Genomic DNA, 14,670 nt, shown 5'->3' with positions numbered 1-14,670 from the left:
AAAAATAGAGGAAAAATTATGGCAGTAATGAAAATTGAGTATTACTCACAAGTTTTGGATATGGAGTGGGGAGTGAATGTTCTTTACCCCGATGCCAATCGAGTGGAAGAACCAGAGTGTAAAGATATTCCCGTCTTGTACCTTTTGCATGGGATGTCTGGCAATCATAATAGTTGGCTCAAGCGGACCAATGTAGAACGCTTGCTTCGAGGCACTAATCTCATCGTTGTTATGCCCAATACCAGCAATGGTTGGTACACCGATACCCAATATGGTTTTGACTATTACACAGCTCTAGCAGAGGAATTGCCACAGGTTCTGAAACGTTTCTTTCCTAACATGACCAGTAAGCGTGAAAAGACCTTTATCGCTGGCCTCTCTATGGGAGGCTACGGCTGTTTCAAATTGGCTCTTGCTACAAATCGTTTTTCTCATGCAGCTAGTTTTTCAGGTGCTCTTAGCTTTCAAGATTTTTCTCCTGAAAGCCAAGATTTGGGAACGCCAGCATACTGGAGAGGTGTTTTTGGGGAGATTAAAGATTGGACAGCTAGCCCCTATTCTCTTGAAAGTTTGGCTAAAAAATCGGACAAAAAGACCCAGCTTTGGGCTTGGTGCGGCGAGCAGGATTTCTTGTATGAAGCCAATAATCTGGCAGTGAAAAATCTCAAAAAATTAGGTTTTGATGTGACCTATAGCCATAGCGCTGGAACTCACGAATGGTATTACTGGGAAAAACAATTGGAACGGTTTCTAGCAACCCTGCCAATCGATTTCAAATTAGAAGAGAGATTGTCATAATTTAGCTTTCTTTCAGCTTGTTTTAGTAAAGTAGTCTTTATTTGCTAGAAAGGTGGAGGAACATGCGCTGGATTTTTCGTTTGATAGGGGCTTTCTTTTCTTTTGTGTGGCGTTTGTTTTGGCGCCTGGTTTGGATAGTCGTGCTCTTATGTGCTCTTGCTTTCGGTCTTCTCTGGTATCTGAACGGGGATTTTCAAGGAGCACTAAAGCAAGCAGAACGGTCAGTAAAGATTGGTCAACAAAGTATCGACCAATGGGAAAAAACAGGGCAACTGCCTAAGTTGAACAAGACAGATAGCCACCAACACTCTGAAGGAAGGTGGCCGCAGGCTTCTGCTCGTATTTACCTAGATCCGCAGATGGATTCACGCTTTCAAGAAGCTTATGTAGAAGCGATTCAGAATTGGAATCAAACTGGTGCCTTTAAGTTTGAACTGGTGACTGAGGCCAGCAAGGCAGATATCTTGGCTACGGAGATGAATGACGGAGGTACTCCTGTGGCAGGAGAGGCAGAAAGTCAGACCAATCTCTTGACGGGGCAATTCTTGTCTGTCACGGTACGGTTGAATCACTATTATCTGTCCAATCCTAACTATGGCTATTCCTATGAGCGTATTGTCCATACGGCAGAACATGAGTTGGGTCATGCGATTGGCTTGGATCATACAGATGAGAAGTCTGTGATGCAACCAGCAGGTTCCTTTTATGGTATCCAGGAAGAGGATGTTGCAAACCTCCGAAAAATATATGAGACTAATGAGTAGGGGACTATCTTTCCCTACTTTTTTTGCTATAATGGAACTATGAATAACTTGATTAAATCAAAACTAGAGCTCTTGCCAACCAGCCCTGGTTGCTACATTCACAAGGATAAAAACGGCACCATTATCTATGTAGGAAAGGCTAAAAATCTGCGCAACCGCGTGAGGTCTTATTTCCGTGGAAGTCATGATACCAAAACAGAGGCCTTGGTGTCTGAAATTGTAGATTTTGAATTTATTGTTACGGAGTCTAATATTGAGGCACTTCTCCTAGAAATCAACCTGATCAAGGAAAATAAGCCTAAATACAATATCATGCTCAAGGATGATAAGTCTTATCCTTTTATCAAGATTACCAATGAACGCTATCCTCGTTTGATTATTACCCGTCAGGTCAAAAAGGACGGCGGTCTCTATTTTGGACCTTATCCAGATGTGGGGGCAGCCAATGAAATCAAGAGGTTGCTGGATCGGATTTTCCCTTTTCGGAAGTGTACAAATCCGCCCTCTAAGGTTTGTTTTTACTATCATATCGGCCAATGCATGGCTCATACCATCTGTAAGAAGGATGAGGCCTATTTCAAGTCCATGGCTCAGGAGGTTTCTGATTTCCTAAAAGGGCAAGATGACAAAATCATTGATGACCTCAAGAGTAAAATGTCAGTTGCAGCACAAAATATGGAGTTTGAACGTGCGGCGGAATACCGTGACCTGATTCAGGCCATTGGAACGCTTCGGACCAAGCAAAGGGTTATGTCTAAAGATCTCCAAAATCGTGATGTCTTTGGTTACTATGTGGATAAGGGTTGGATGTGTGTACAGGTTTTCTTTGTTCGTCAGGGCAAACTCATTGAGCGCGATGTCAATCTTTTCCCTTATTATAATGATCCGGATGAGGACTTTCTAACCTATGTAGGACAATTCTATCAAGAAAAATCCCACCTGGTTCCAAATGAGGTATTGATTCCGCTGGATATTGATGAGGAAGCTGTCAAGGCCTTGGTAGATACAAAAATTCTCAAACCCCAACGTGGAGAGAAAAAGCAACTGGTCAATTTGGCTATAAAGAATGCTCGAGTCAGTCTAGAGCAGAAGTTCAATCTGTTAGAAAAATCTGTCGAAAAGACACAAGGAGCTATTGAAAATCTAGGTCGTTTGCTCCAAATACCGACCCCAGTCCGCATCGAATCCTTCGATAACTCTAATATCATGGGGACCAGTCCTGTTTCAGCCATGGTGGTCTTTGTCAACGGCAAACCAAGTAAAAAAGATTACCGTAAGTATAAAATCAAGACCGTAGTCGGGCCAGACGACTATGCTAGTATGCGAGAGGTCATTCGCAGACGCTATGGCCGAGTTCAGCGTGAGGCTTTGACCCCGCCAGACTTGATTGTGATTGATGGGGGACAAGGTCAAGTCAATATCGCTAAGCAAGTCATCCAAGAAGAGCTGGGTTTGGACATTCCAATTGCAGGCCTGCAAAAGAATGACAAGCACCAAACCCATGAATTACTTTTTGGTGATCCTCTTGATGTGGTGGAGTTGTCTCGCAATTCTCAGGAATTTTTCCTGCTCCAACGCATCCAAGATGAGGTTCACCGCTTTGCCATCACCTTCCACCGCCAACTGCGCTCCAAAAATTCCTTTTCATCACAACTGGATGGAATTGACGGTCTGGGACCTAAACGCAAGCAGAATCTTATGAAGCATTTCAAGTCTTTGACTAAAATCAAGGAAGCCAGTGTGGATGAGATTGTCGAAGTTGGGGTACCAAGAGCAGTTGCAGAAGCTGTGCAGAGGAAGTTGAACCCGCAGGAGGCAGAAGTCTTGCCTCAAGTGGCGGAAGAACAAGTAGATTATCAAACGGAAGGAAATCACAATGAAACATAAAATCGCAATTTTATCAGATATTCATGGCAATGCGACGGCCCTAGAAGCAGTGATTGCAGATGCTAAAAATCAAGGAGTCAGTGAATACTGGCTTCTGGGAGATATTTTTCTTCCTGGTCCAGGCGCAAATGACTTAGTCGCCCTGCTAAAGGACCTTTCTATCACAACCAGTGTTCGAGGCAATTGGGATGATCGTGTCCTTGAGGCCTTGGATGGCGAATATGGTTTGGAACATCCGAAAGAAATCCAGTCAATGCGCATGACCCAGTTTTTGATGGAGCAAATGGATCCTGCAACGATTGTCTGGCTACGAAGCTTGCCTTTGCTGGAAAAGAAAGAAATTGACGGATTGCGCTTTTCTATCTCTCATAATTTGCCAAATAAGAACTATGGTGGGGACCTACTGGTTGGGAATGATACAGATAAATTTGACCAACTGCTAGATGCGGAAACGGACGTGGCAGTTTATGGTCATGTTCACAAGCAGTTGCTTCGTTATGGAAGTCAAGGGCAACAAATCATCAATCCAGGGTCGATTGGCATGCCCTATTTTAATTGGGAGGCGTTAAAAAATCACCGTGCCCAGTATGCCGTGATAGAAGTTGAAGATGGGGAATTGGTAAATATCCTATTTCGTAAAGTCGCTTATGATTATGAAGCGGAGTTAGAACTGGCCAAGTCCAAGGGACTTCCCTTTATCGAAATGTATGAAGAGCTACGAAGAGAAGACAACTATCAGGGGCACAATCTGGAACTCTTAGCCAGCTTAATAGAAAAGCATGGGTATGTAGAGGATGTGAAGAAATTTTTTGATTTTTTACAAAGTGAGAAATAAAGCCGGTAGCCCTTATTTTGAAGTGAGGTTTGTAGTAGAATTTCTTAGAAAAGAGTCAGATGATAAGGAAGAAAAGGTGGCTTAGCTAAAATTTGACATTGAAATTATTTTGTTATAGAATGGGCTTAATAAAAAGGAGAACATTATGAAGAAAATTATTACAGCCAGTATGGCTCTTTTATCTGTTGTTGTTTTAGCAGCATGTGCAGGGAAAACAACGTCTGATTCTTCGACTAAAAATTCAAGCTTTGTAGAGAAAACTTCTTCAGAGACCTCATCAACAACGTCAAGTTCAAAGACAGAAAATAATGAGGTTGTTTTGATCACTGATGAAGAAATTGAGAATGCTAAAACTGTTGGAGAAGTGAAGAACGTCTTTGGCAAATTAGTAGACAATTATAAAAAGTATGCAGTTGAAATTGGGGAGAAAATTCCAGATAGTGGAAAAGAAGCATATAACGTCCAAGTTGAACCAGCGATTAAGTCTATGGAGACTGTAAGAGAGTCATTTAACGAAAGTCTTTCAAGTATTGGTTCTGATGATACAGTAGTGCCTGAACAAACCCGTACTCTATTTGTTCAACAGTTGAAAACTGGACGTGACACAATGAAGAAAGCGCTGGAGTCAGCTTATAAAGCACTTGCCCCCTATGCATCTGGTCAATAATATAAGATAGTAGGTGTTCGATCGCCTGCTTTTTGATTGCTTTAAATCCAAAGAATACCTACTTAAAGAGCTTAAAATAAATAGCAGAGTGTTTGAAAGAAGTATTAACTCTACGAAAAATATCTGTAAGCTCTTTCAAATTATGGTAGAATGGAAGCAGTAGAATTAGAAAAGGAAATCGCGAGTGAACTATGCTAATCTTGAATTCAATGCACAAGACCAGAGCGACTATTGGTCCTATACTATAAGGTAATTAAGACCAAGTTGCTTTATAGGATAATATAAGGAGGTATGTCTATGAATAAGCGTAAAAAATGGGGTATTATTGCTTTAGTAATTTGTATCATAGGAGGAATTGTAATGTTTAGTTTGAATCACCAAAAAGAAAAAACGATGGAAGAGAAAATGAGAATCGAACAGGATAGGATGGCGTTGTACTTAGTTAATCATTATGAGGGAATCAATGAAATAGAATTTAATGATGTAGAAAATAATGCTACAACAGGTTCAAGAACTGCGTTATTAACTCTAAATAAAGAACTTGAAATGGAAATTACTTTCTTTAAATTTAATGATGAAACTGACAATTATGTAATTAGTTGGAATAAAAGATTAAATTTACAAGAAAAAAATGAAATCACTAATCAACAAACAATAGATAATATTAAAGTGAAATATTGGAGCAAGTGATGAAAATAACAGATAAAAATTATAATGATATTGTCGATGGAGTTTATAATGTTGATGCAGGAAAAGTAAAACGACCTTGGAGAGACGATAAGATTTTTAAATCAGATGGACAAACTTTTCGAGTTCTTAGTACAAAAGACAACACCTTCAATGGTATGTAGGCGATGGCGGTTGCTCCTGTGGATAAAAATGGGAATGTGGATTATAGCCATGTAGTGATTGCCTATGCTGGGACGAATAGTTCGGATATAAAGGATTTTGGTACGGATGTACAGTCTTTATGGCTTGGGAGGGATAAACTACAGTCTCGTTCAGGACTAAATTCTGCGAAAGTAGTAGATTCTCAGTTTGTGACAGCGCTGGATTATACCAAGGTTAAGTAAAATAGCTGTTTATGTTATGCTATAAGGTAATTAAGACCAAGTTGTTTTATAGAATAATATAAGGAGGTGTGTCAATGAATAAGCGTAAAAAATGGGGTATTATTACTTTAGTAATCTGTATTATAGGAGGAATTGTAATGTTTAGTTTGAATCACCAAAAAGAAAAAACTCTGGAAGAGAAAATGAGAATCGAACAGGATAGGATGGCGTTATACTTAGTTAGTCATTATGAAAAGGTTGAGAAGATTGAGTTTACAAGTTTTCAACAGAATAAATTAACAGGAACTTGGAATTCTAATGCCATTGTCAATGACGAAATATTTGTCACTTTTTCTGTTCAAAACTTGATGACAGAGGATGAAATAGGTTTTGGACAGCATATTAGTCAAAGTAATGGGAATAAATTAATAGAAAGAGATAATCCGGAAGTAATAAATAGCGATTCACTTATGTCAAATATAACAGTTATTTATTGGGTGAGATAATATGATTACGGATAAAAGTTTTAATTACTTAGTTGACCAAGTATATGAAGTTGATAAAAATAAAAATTCAACTCCATGGAAAGCAGGAGATGAGTTAAGAAAGGATTCTCAAACTTTTCGAGTTCTTAGTACAAAAGACAACACCTCTAACGGTATGCAAGCTATGGCAGTTGCTCCTGTAGATAAAAATGGGAATGTGGATTATAGCCATGTAGTGATTGCCTATGCAGGGACGAATAAAGATGATCGACTTGACATCCAAACAGATATCCAATCAATAGGATTTGGTGATAGACAGGTGTTGTCGGATTTGAAAACAAAGACATTTAGAAAATCTCAATTTCAAACGGCTCTGAGTTTTGCGGAAGAAATCGAAAAAACTTATCCCACTGCTAAAATCACAACTGCGGGGCATTCGCTTGGAGAGTCTCTGGCTATGTATGTCGCTTTAAAACGAGGTTATGCTAATGTTGGGTACAACGGGCCAGATATTCATAACTTGATTTCGAAAGAAGAAATCAAGTACATGCAAGAACATCCAGAACAATTTCGCAATTACCGTCATAAGTATGATGTTATTGGCAATATTACGGGAAATACGACTCAAACAGCTATATTTCCCTACATCTACCCTGCAAAAGATAACTGGGGTAACAAGTTAGAATATCATAACTTGTCCCAGTGGCGATTTGATGAGAATGGCCAGTTAGTTGATTTGGATGGAAAACGAGTTACGAATCTCAAAGTAACGGCGCTAGCAGAAGCAACAGCAGGTATGTACCGCTACCAAAAAATCAAAAGCTACCTCTCGGTAGATGGTTTGTCAAGTAGGGAAGAGATATACTTGGATAGCTTGCAGGGGATGGCTCTAGGGGAAGGAATGGCTAACGCAGCTCGAGCTGGTGCAGACGACATCAAGCACCTTCAAGAGGAGGTGGTGTCAAAAGTACAAGAACTATGGAATCAGCTTGACTTTAGTAGTTTCCGATACCTGAGTTATGATGAAGTCCTATCGACTTTTGCGTCTGCGGGTGTGACTCAGGCTACGATTGTCGGTTCAGTTGAGCAAGATTTTGAGCAAATGAATCAAAAGGCTGAAAAACTAGCCACAGAGTTTGATACCCTTAACCAACAGATTATCCAAGTCATTGAGAATAAACTAGCCACAGATAAGGAATTGGCAGGAGAATTTAGAAAATGGAACAGTCGGATTTAGTCTTCCAAAAGTTAAAAGAAAAAGAAAAAGAGTATCATGATTTGGAAGATGAATATCTAAAGCAGAAAGCAACGTTTACAAATCAACGCAATGAACTCTATGAACGTCGAGACCGCCTTGCCCGAATCGTAGAAGACGAAGCTGGTAAGATGACTGCTTTTCTTCAAAAAGGACAATATAGTTACCAAGATGGAGAACAGTTTTATAGGAGTTTACAACAATTGATGGAGGATTCTCAGTTTGCGTGTAGGCGTAGAGAAGATGAATTGCAGTATCAAGAGGATTTGTTAAACAGAGATTATCGTAAGAAGCAAGATGAGTTAGAACAGACAATCGGAGATTTAAGGAGGTCATATGCTCGCGCCGTTAAATGAATATTATACAGATGAAGAATATGAATTTGCTTTACGTCAGATGTATCGTATGATGGAGAAGAATAGAATCTATACAATGGCGACAGTAATCTTAAAAGAAAGAAATTCTTTGCAAACAGATTATAAAGAAAAAGTGAGAGAAAGTGCGGAGGAGATAAAAGTCGCTATTGGGAAAATAAAATCACAGATGGATACGGCTATAAAAGGTCAGGTAAAGAAAAAGTTGGAAGAAGTGACAATGGAGAAGTTGTCTCAGTATGATTCCATTTGCTAATTTTATAGTGAGTAACTAGAATAATTGCTACAAACTGCACAGAGCAGTTTTTTTGCTATTACTTTTCCTATGAAAAATCCCTGCAAGCTCTTTCAAATTATGGTAGAATGGAAGCAGTAGAATTAGAAAAGGAAATCGATTATGAAATTTCTTGAATTAAATAAAAAACGTCATGCGACTAAGCATTTCACTGATAAGCCGGTTGATCCTAAGGATGTGCGTACGGCTATCGAAATCGCAACCTTGGCTCCAAGCGCCCACAACAGCCAGCCTTGGAAATTTGTGGTGGTTCGTGAGAAAAATGCTGAATTGGCAAAGTTGGCTTACGGTTCCAACTTTGAGCAGGTATCATCAGCGCCTGTAACCATTGCCCTGTTTACGGATACAGACCTTGCCAAACGTGCTCGTAAGATTGCCCGAGTTGGTGGTGCTAACAATTTCTCAGAAGAACAACTACAATACTTCATGAAAAATTTGCCTGCTGAATTTGCCCGTTACAGTGAGCAACAAGTCAGCGACTACCTAGCCCTCAATGCAGGTTTGGTTGCTATGAATTTGGTTCTGGCTCTTACAGATCAGGGAATCGGATCAAATCTGATTCTTGGTTTTGACAAATCAAAAGTCAACGAAGTTTTGGAAATCGAAAACCGCTTCCGTCCGGAACTTTTGATTACAGTGGGATACACAGACGAAAAATTGGAACCAAGCTACCGCTTACCAGTAGATGAAATCATCGAGAAAAGATAGAAAGAAGAAAAAATGACAGCAATTGATTTTACAGCAGAAGTAGAAAAACGCAAAGAAGACCTCTTGGCTGACTTGTTTAGCCTTTTGAAAATCAACTCAGAACGTGATGACAGCAATGCGGACGCTCAGCATCCATTTGGACCTGGCCCAGTAAAAGCCTTGGAAAAATTCCTTGAAATCGCAGACCGCGATGGCTATCCAACTAAAAATGTTGATAACTACGCAGGACATTTTGAGTTTGGTGAAGGAGAAGAAGTTCTCGGCATCTTTGCCCACATGGATGTGGTTCCAGCTGGTAGCGGTTGGGACACAGACCCTTACACACCAACTATCAAGGACGGTTGCCTTTATGCGCGTGGGGCTTCGGACGACAAGGGTCCTACAACAGCTTGTTACTATGGCTTGAAAATCATCAAAGAACTAGGCCTTCCAACGTCTAAGAAAGTCCGCTTCATCGTCGGAACAGACGAAGAATCAGGCTGGGCAGATATGGACTACTACTTTGAGCACGTAGGACTTGCCAAGCCAGACTTTGGTTTCTCTCCAGACGCTGAGTTCCCTATCATCAACGGTGAAAAAGGAAATATTACTGAATACCTCCACTTTGCAGGAGAAAATACAGGTGTAGCCCGTCTTCACAGCTTTACAGGTGGTTTACGTGAAAACATGGTGCCTGAATCAGCAACAGCAGTTATTTCAGGTGACTTGGCTGACTTGCAAGCTAAACTAGATGCCTTTGTTGCAGAACACAAACTTAGAGGAGAAATTCAAGAAGAAGCTGGCCAATACAAGGTGACGATCATTGGTAAATCAGCCCACGGTGCTATGCCTGCTTCAGGTGTCAATGGTGCAACTTACCTAGCTCTCTTCCTCAGTCAGTTTGACTTTGCAGGACCAGCTAAAGACTACCTTGACATCGCTGGTAAAATTCTCTTGAACGACCATGAGGGTGAAAATCTCAAGATTGCCCATGTGGATGAAAAGATGGGTGCCCTTTCTATGAATGCGGGTGTCTTCCGCTTCGATGAAGCAAGTGCTGATAATACCATTGCCCTTAATATCCGCTATCCAAAAGGAACAAGCCCAGAGCAAATCAAGTCAATCCTTGAAAACTTGTCAGTTGCTTCTGTTAGCCTTTCTGAGCACGGGCATACCCCTCACTATGTGCCAATGGAAGATCCACTTGTGCAAACCTTGTTGAATGTCTATGAAAAACAAACTGGCCTTAAAGGTCACGAGCAAGTTATCGGTGGTGGAACCTTTGGTCGTTTGCTCGAACGCGGAGTTGCCTACGGTGCCATGTTCCCAGACTCAATTGACACCATGCACCAAGCCAATGAATTTATCGCCTTGGACGATCTCTTCCGAGCTGCAGCAATCTATGCCGAAGCTATTTATGAATTGATCAAATAAAACGATAGAAGTCTGAGATTGTATGCTTAGACTTCTTTTTGGAGGGAAAGTAGATGTCTCAAATCGAAAGAATCAAGCAAGCCATTATGGCGGATCCGCAGAATGCTACCTATACAAAGCGTGGCATCGAGCCTCTCTTTGCAGCGCCAAAGACTGCTCGCATCAATATCATCGGTCAAGCGCCTGGTCTTAAAACCCAAGAAGCAGGCCTTTACTGGAAAGATAAGAGTGGTGACCGCTTGCGCGACTGGCTAGGTGTGGATGAAGATACCTTTTACAATTCAGGATATTTTGCTGTTCTGCCTATGGATTTCTACTTTCCAGGGCATGGCAAGTCAGGTGATTTACCACCGAGAACTGGCTTTGCTGAAAAATGGCATCCGCAGCTCTTGCAAGAATTACCAGATATTCAATTGACCCTTTTGATTGGTCAATATGCCCAGGCCTACTATTTAAAGGAGAAAATCAGTGGCAAGGTGACAGATAGAGTTCGACGCTATCAGGATTATTTGCCAGACTATTTTCCTTTAGTTCACCCCTCGCCACGAAATCAAATCTGGATGGCTAAAAATCCTTGGTTTGAGTCAGAAGTGGTGCCGGATTTGAAAAAAAGAATTAAAACTATTTTATAGTCAATGAAAATCAAAGAGCAAACTAGGAAGCTAGCCGCAGGCTGTACTTGAGTACGGTAAGGCGACGCTGACGTGGTTTGAATTTGATTTTCGAAGAGTATTAGGAGAAAAAGAATGAAAGAAATAACCTTTGACGCATTTTACCAGCTTTACCAAAACGACCAACTTTCTCTAGTGGACGTGAGAGAAGTGGATGAGTTTGAAGCTCTTCATTTAGAAGGTGCTCAGAATCTTCCTCTGAGTCAATTAGCTGATACTTATGATCAGTTGGACAAGGATCAGTTACATTATGTTATTTGTAAATCTGGAATGAGATCGGCGCGTGCTTGCCAATTCTTATCAGAACAAGGTTATGAGGTTATCAATGTACAAGGTGGCATGATGGCCTTTGAAGAACTTTAAACATTAGAATTTTCTCCTACTTGGTGTAATCTCGGTAGGAGAATTTTGTTTTTAGATAATTCTTATTTTTAAGAATCTTGAAAACATTCAATATTTACTTCGTGAAGCTTTTTTCATACTCCTATTCATGATATACTAGGTCAGTATTTTATAAATATGAAGGAGATTTTCATGGCTAAAAAAGGTGCCCTAACAGGTTTGCTCCTGTTTGGAATATTTTTTGGTGCGGGAAACTTGATTTTTCCGCCTTCTCTAGGTGCTCTATCTGGAGAACATTTTCTTCCTGCCATCGCAGGTTTTGTCTTTTCAGGCGTCGGTATCGCCGTATTGACTCTTATTATTGGAACGCTAAATCCTAAAGGATATATCTACGAGATTTCAACAAAGATAGCGCCTTGGTTTGCGACTCTTTACCTCTCAGTTCTTTATTTGTCAATCGGTCCATTCTTTGCTATCCCACGTACAGCTACAACAGCTTACGAAGTAGGGATTAGTCCCCTTTTATCGGATGCAAATAAAGGACTTGGCTTGATTGTCTTTACGGTTCTTTACTTTGCAGCAGCGTATCTAATCTCGCTCAATCCATCAAAAATCTTAGACCGTATCGGCCGTATTTTAACACCAGTCTTTGCGATTTTGATTGTTATCTTGGTTGTCCTAGGAGCTATCAAATACGGTGGAACAAGTCCTCAAGCTGCTTCAGCTGCTTATCAAGCTTCTGCCTTTGGTACAGGTTTCCTAGAAGGTTACAATACCTTGGACGCCCTTGCTTCAGTTGCCTTTAGCGTAATCGCAGTTCAAACCTTGAAACAACTTGGCTTCTCAAGTAAGAAAGAATACATTTCGACTATTTGGGTTGTTGGTATCGTTGTTGCCCTTGCTTTCAGCGCTCTTTACATCGGTTTAGGTTTCCTTGGAAATCATTTCCCAGTACCAGCTGAAGCGATGAAAGGTGGAACACCTGGTGTTTACATCTTGTCACAAGCGACTCAAGAAATCTTTGGCTCAACAGCTCAACTCTTCCTTGCAGCTATGGTTACTGTAACCTGCTTCACAACAACAGTTGGTTTGATTGTGTCAACAGCTGAGTTCTTTAATGAACGCTTCCCACAAATCAGCTACAAGGTTTATGCGACAGCCTTTACCTTGATTGGATTTGCCATTGCTAATTTGGGTCTTGATGCGATTATCAAGTACTCAATTCCAGTACTGGTTATCTTGTACCCAATCACGATTGCTATCGTTATGATTGTCATTGTCAACAAATTCGTGGCTCTTTCAAAACCAGGTATGCAGTTGACAATTGCTGTGGTTACAACTATTGCCATTGCAAGCGTATTAGGAAGCTCATTTAAGGTTGAGTTTCTTGCAAACCTTGTAAATGCTCTTCCTTTTGCTAAGGCATCACTCCCATGGTTGGTACCAGCCATTGTCGGAATCTTGCTCTCATTGGTTCTACCAAACAAGCAAGAAAGCGATGTTTTTGAAATGGAATAATCACTAAAATCACTTTTGTAGCAAAGTCTGCAGGAGTGATTTTCTTTTTTATCCGATGATAAATGTGTTATAATAGGTAGCAAAAGAGGTGAAGAAATGAATCAAACAGTAGAATATATCAAAGAACTGACAGCCATTGCGTCGCCAACGGGCTTCACTCGGGAGATTTCGGACTATTTAGTCAAGACTCTAGAAGGTTTTGGTTACCAGCCGGTTCGCACAGCTAAGGGTGGTGTCAATGTGACCATTAAAGGTCAAAATGATGAAGAGCATCGCTATGCGACTGCCCATGTGGATACGCTGGGGGCCATTGTCCGTGCTGTCAAACCAGACGGTCGTCTCAAAATGGACCGTATCGGTGGTTTTCCTTGGAACATGATTGAAGGTGAAAACTGTACCGTTCATGTGGCTAGCACAGGTCAAAAAGTATCAGGAACCATCCTCATCCACCAAACTTCTTGCCATGTCTATAAGGATTCAGGAACTGCAGAACGCACGCAGGATAATATGGAAGTGCGTTTGGACGCCAAAGTAACCAGTGAAAAAGAAACTCGTGCTCTTGGTATTGAGGTCGGTGATTTTATCAGTTTTGACCCACGAACTGTCGTGACAGAGACAGGTTTTATCAAATCTCGTCATTTGGACGATAAGGTCAGCGCAGCGATTTTGCTTAACTTGCTTCGTGGTTATAAGGAAGAGAAGATTGAATTGCCCGTAACAACACATTTTGCTTTTTCAGTCTTTGAAGAAGTGGGGCATGGGGCTAATTCTAATATTCCTGCTCAGGTGGTAGAATATCTGGCTGTGGATATGGGAGCTATGGGAGATGATCAGCAAACAGACGAATATACAGTGTCTATCTGTGTCAAGGATGCTTCTGGACCTTATCATTATGACTTCCGGCAACACTTGGTTGCTTTGGCTAAAGAGCAAGATATTCCATTTAAGCTGGATATCTATCCGTTTTATGGTTCAGACGCTTCAGCGGCTATGTCTGCAGGTGCAGAAGTCAAACATGCCCTTCTCGGTGCTGGTATCGAGTCTAGCCATTCTTATGAGCGTACTCATATTGACTCGGTGGTCGCAACGGAGCGTATGGTTGATGCTTATCTTAAGAGCGAATTGGTAGACTAATATGTGTTTGATTTGCCAGAGAATTGAACTCATCAAGAAGGGAGAAAATCCCTATTTTGTCAAAGAGTTGGAAACAGGCTATCTTGTGGTTGGAGACCACCAGTATTTTGCAGGCTATAGTCTCTTTCTAGCCAAGGAACATGTCGCCGAATTGCACCATTTAGAAAAGGAAATGAGACTCCATTTTCTAGAAGAAATGAGTTTAGTCCAAGAGGCAGTTGCCAAGGCCTTTGCTGCTGAGAAAATGAATATCGAACTGCTAGGAAATGGCGATGCCCATCTTCATTGGCATCTGTTTCCTAGACGAAGAGGTGATATGAATGGACACGGTCTCAAAGGACGTGGGCCAGTCTGGTGGGTTCCCTTTGAAGAAATGACAGCAGAGACCTACCAAGCAAAAACTGATGAGATTGAAAGATTAGTTAAACGTTTATCAATAGAAGTAGATAAACTATTAGAAATAAAGGAGTAG

19 protein-coding genes are annotated in these 14,670 nt (G+C 40.9%); all 19 read left to right on the top strand.

Annotation, left to right across the window (positions count from 1 at the left end):
• Nucleotides 1-18 precede the first annotated feature (18 nt).
• The 19 genes from QM409_RS06360 to QM409_RS06270 all read left to right on the top strand — a co-directional run bounded on the left by QM409_RS06360 (nt 19) and on the right by QM409_RS06270 (nt 14,670).
• Entirely contained in the window at nt 19-798 is a 780-nt protein-coding gene (locus tag QM409_RS06360) for an esterase family protein (protein WP_261077979.1), read from the top strand.
• 62 nt (nt 799-860) lie between these two features.
• A complete protein-coding gene (locus QM409_RS06355; RefSeq protein ID WP_261034312.1) occupies nt 861-1,562 on the top strand; it encodes a M57 family metalloprotease in 702 nt (233 codons plus the stop codon).
• Between the two features lie 39 nt (nt 1,563-1,601).
• A complete protein-coding gene (gene uvrC, locus QM409_RS06350) occupies nt 1,602-3,449 on the top strand; it encodes an excinuclease ABC subunit UvrC (RefSeq protein WP_414305313.1) in 1,848 nt (615 codons plus the stop codon).
• Nucleotides 3,439-4,284 (top strand): metallophosphoesterase family protein, encoded by an 846-nt coding sequence (locus tag QM409_RS06345; protein WP_414305314.1) that lies wholly within the window; start codon nt 3,439-3,441, stop codon nt 4,282-4,284. Before uvrC ends, QM409_RS06345 begins: the two co-directional genes overlap by 11 nt.
• A 145-nt stretch (nt 4,285-4,429) precedes the next feature.
• Nucleotides 4,430-4,951, top strand: a complete 522-nt coding sequence (locus tag QM409_RS06340; protein WP_414305315.1) for a hypothetical protein — start codon at nt 4,430-4,432, stop codon at nt 4,949-4,951.
• A 297-nt stretch (nt 4,952-5,248) separates the two neighbouring features.
• On the top strand, nt 5,249-5,641 hold the full coding sequence (locus QM409_RS06335) for a hypothetical protein (protein WP_414305316.1): 393 nt from the start codon (nt 5,249-5,251) through the stop codon (nt 5,639-5,641).
• On the top strand, nt 5,641-5,802 hold the full coding sequence (locus QM409_RS06330; RefSeq protein WP_414305317.1) for a hypothetical protein: 162 nt from the start codon (nt 5,641-5,643) through the stop codon (nt 5,800-5,802). The genes QM409_RS06335 and QM409_RS06330 overlap by 1 nt, the downstream gene beginning before the upstream one ends.
• Nucleotides 5,803-5,805: 3 nt before the next feature.
• Nucleotides 5,806-6,024, top strand: coding sequence for a hypothetical protein (locus QM409_RS06325; protein ID WP_414305318.1), 219 nt, complete (start codon nt 5,806-5,808; stop codon nt 6,022-6,024).
• 74 nt (nt 6,025-6,098) lie between these two features.
• The gene (locus QM409_RS06320) at nt 6,099-6,509 is read left to right on the top strand and encodes a hypothetical protein (protein ID WP_153209730.1); all 411 of its coding nucleotides are present in this window, start codon (nt 6,099-6,101) and stop codon (nt 6,507-6,509) included.
• Between the two features lies 1 nt (nt 6,510).
• Nucleotides 6,511-7,725, top strand: a complete 1,215-nt coding sequence (locus tag QM409_RS06315) for a triacylglycerol lipase (protein WP_414305319.1) — start codon at nt 6,511-6,513, stop codon at nt 7,723-7,725.
• Complete coding sequence (locus QM409_RS06310; RefSeq protein ID WP_153214813.1) at nt 7,707-8,099, top strand: hypothetical protein; 393 nt, start codon at nt 7,707-7,709, stop codon at nt 8,097-8,099. The genes QM409_RS06315 and QM409_RS06310 overlap by 19 nt, the downstream gene beginning before the upstream one ends.
• Entirely contained in the window at nt 8,080-8,373 is a 294-nt protein-coding gene (locus QM409_RS06305; protein WP_414305320.1) for a hypothetical protein, read from the top strand. The genes QM409_RS06310 and QM409_RS06305 overlap by 20 nt, the downstream gene beginning before the upstream one ends.
• A 141-nt stretch (nt 8,374-8,514) precedes the next feature.
• Nucleotides 8,515-9,120: a nitroreductase family protein gene (locus QM409_RS06300; RefSeq protein WP_414305321.1), complete on the top strand. Its 606-nt coding sequence runs from the start codon at nt 8,515-8,517 to the stop codon at nt 9,118-9,120.
• 12 nt (nt 9,121-9,132) lie between these two features.
• Entirely contained in the window at nt 9,133-10,533 is a 1,401-nt protein-coding gene (gene pepV, locus QM409_RS06295) for a dipeptidase PepV (RefSeq protein ID WP_414305322.1), read from the top strand.
• A gap of 53 nt (nt 10,534-10,586) precedes the next feature.
• Nucleotides 10,587-11,165: a uracil-DNA glycosylase family protein gene (locus tag QM409_RS06290; RefSeq protein WP_227326098.1), complete on the top strand. Its 579-nt coding sequence runs from the start codon at nt 10,587-10,589 to the stop codon at nt 11,163-11,165.
• Between the two features lie 114 nt (nt 11,166-11,279).
• On the top strand, nt 11,280-11,567 hold the full coding sequence (locus QM409_RS06285) for a rhodanese-like domain-containing protein (protein ID WP_023943660.1): 288 nt from the start codon (nt 11,280-11,282) through the stop codon (nt 11,565-11,567).
• 171 nt (nt 11,568-11,738) lie between these two features.
• Nucleotides 11,739-13,064: a branched-chain amino acid transport system II carrier protein gene (brnQ, locus tag QM409_RS06280; protein ID WP_414305323.1), complete on the top strand. Its 1,326-nt coding sequence runs from the start codon at nt 11,739-11,741 to the stop codon at nt 13,062-13,064.
• Nucleotides 13,065-13,160: 96 nt separating this feature from the next.
• Nucleotides 13,161-14,198, top strand: a complete 1,038-nt coding sequence (locus tag QM409_RS06275) for a M42 family metallopeptidase (RefSeq protein ID WP_414305324.1) — start codon at nt 13,161-13,163, stop codon at nt 14,196-14,198.
• 1 nt (nt 14,199) lies between these two features.
• Nucleotides 14,200-14,670 carry an HIT family protein gene (locus QM409_RS06270; protein WP_414305325.1) on the top strand — a complete coding sequence of 157 codons (471 nt, stop codon included), beginning with the start codon at nt 14,200-14,202 and terminating at the stop codon, nt 14,668-14,670.

This window comes from Streptococcus mitis (genome assembly GCF_047465045.1).
Taxonomy (GTDB): Bacteria; Bacillota; Bacilli; order Lactobacillales; family Streptococcaceae; genus Streptococcus; species Streptococcus mitis_DT.
Note: the sequence above shows the minus strand (reverse complement) of the source record. Positions and strands in the feature narration are given on the sequence as shown.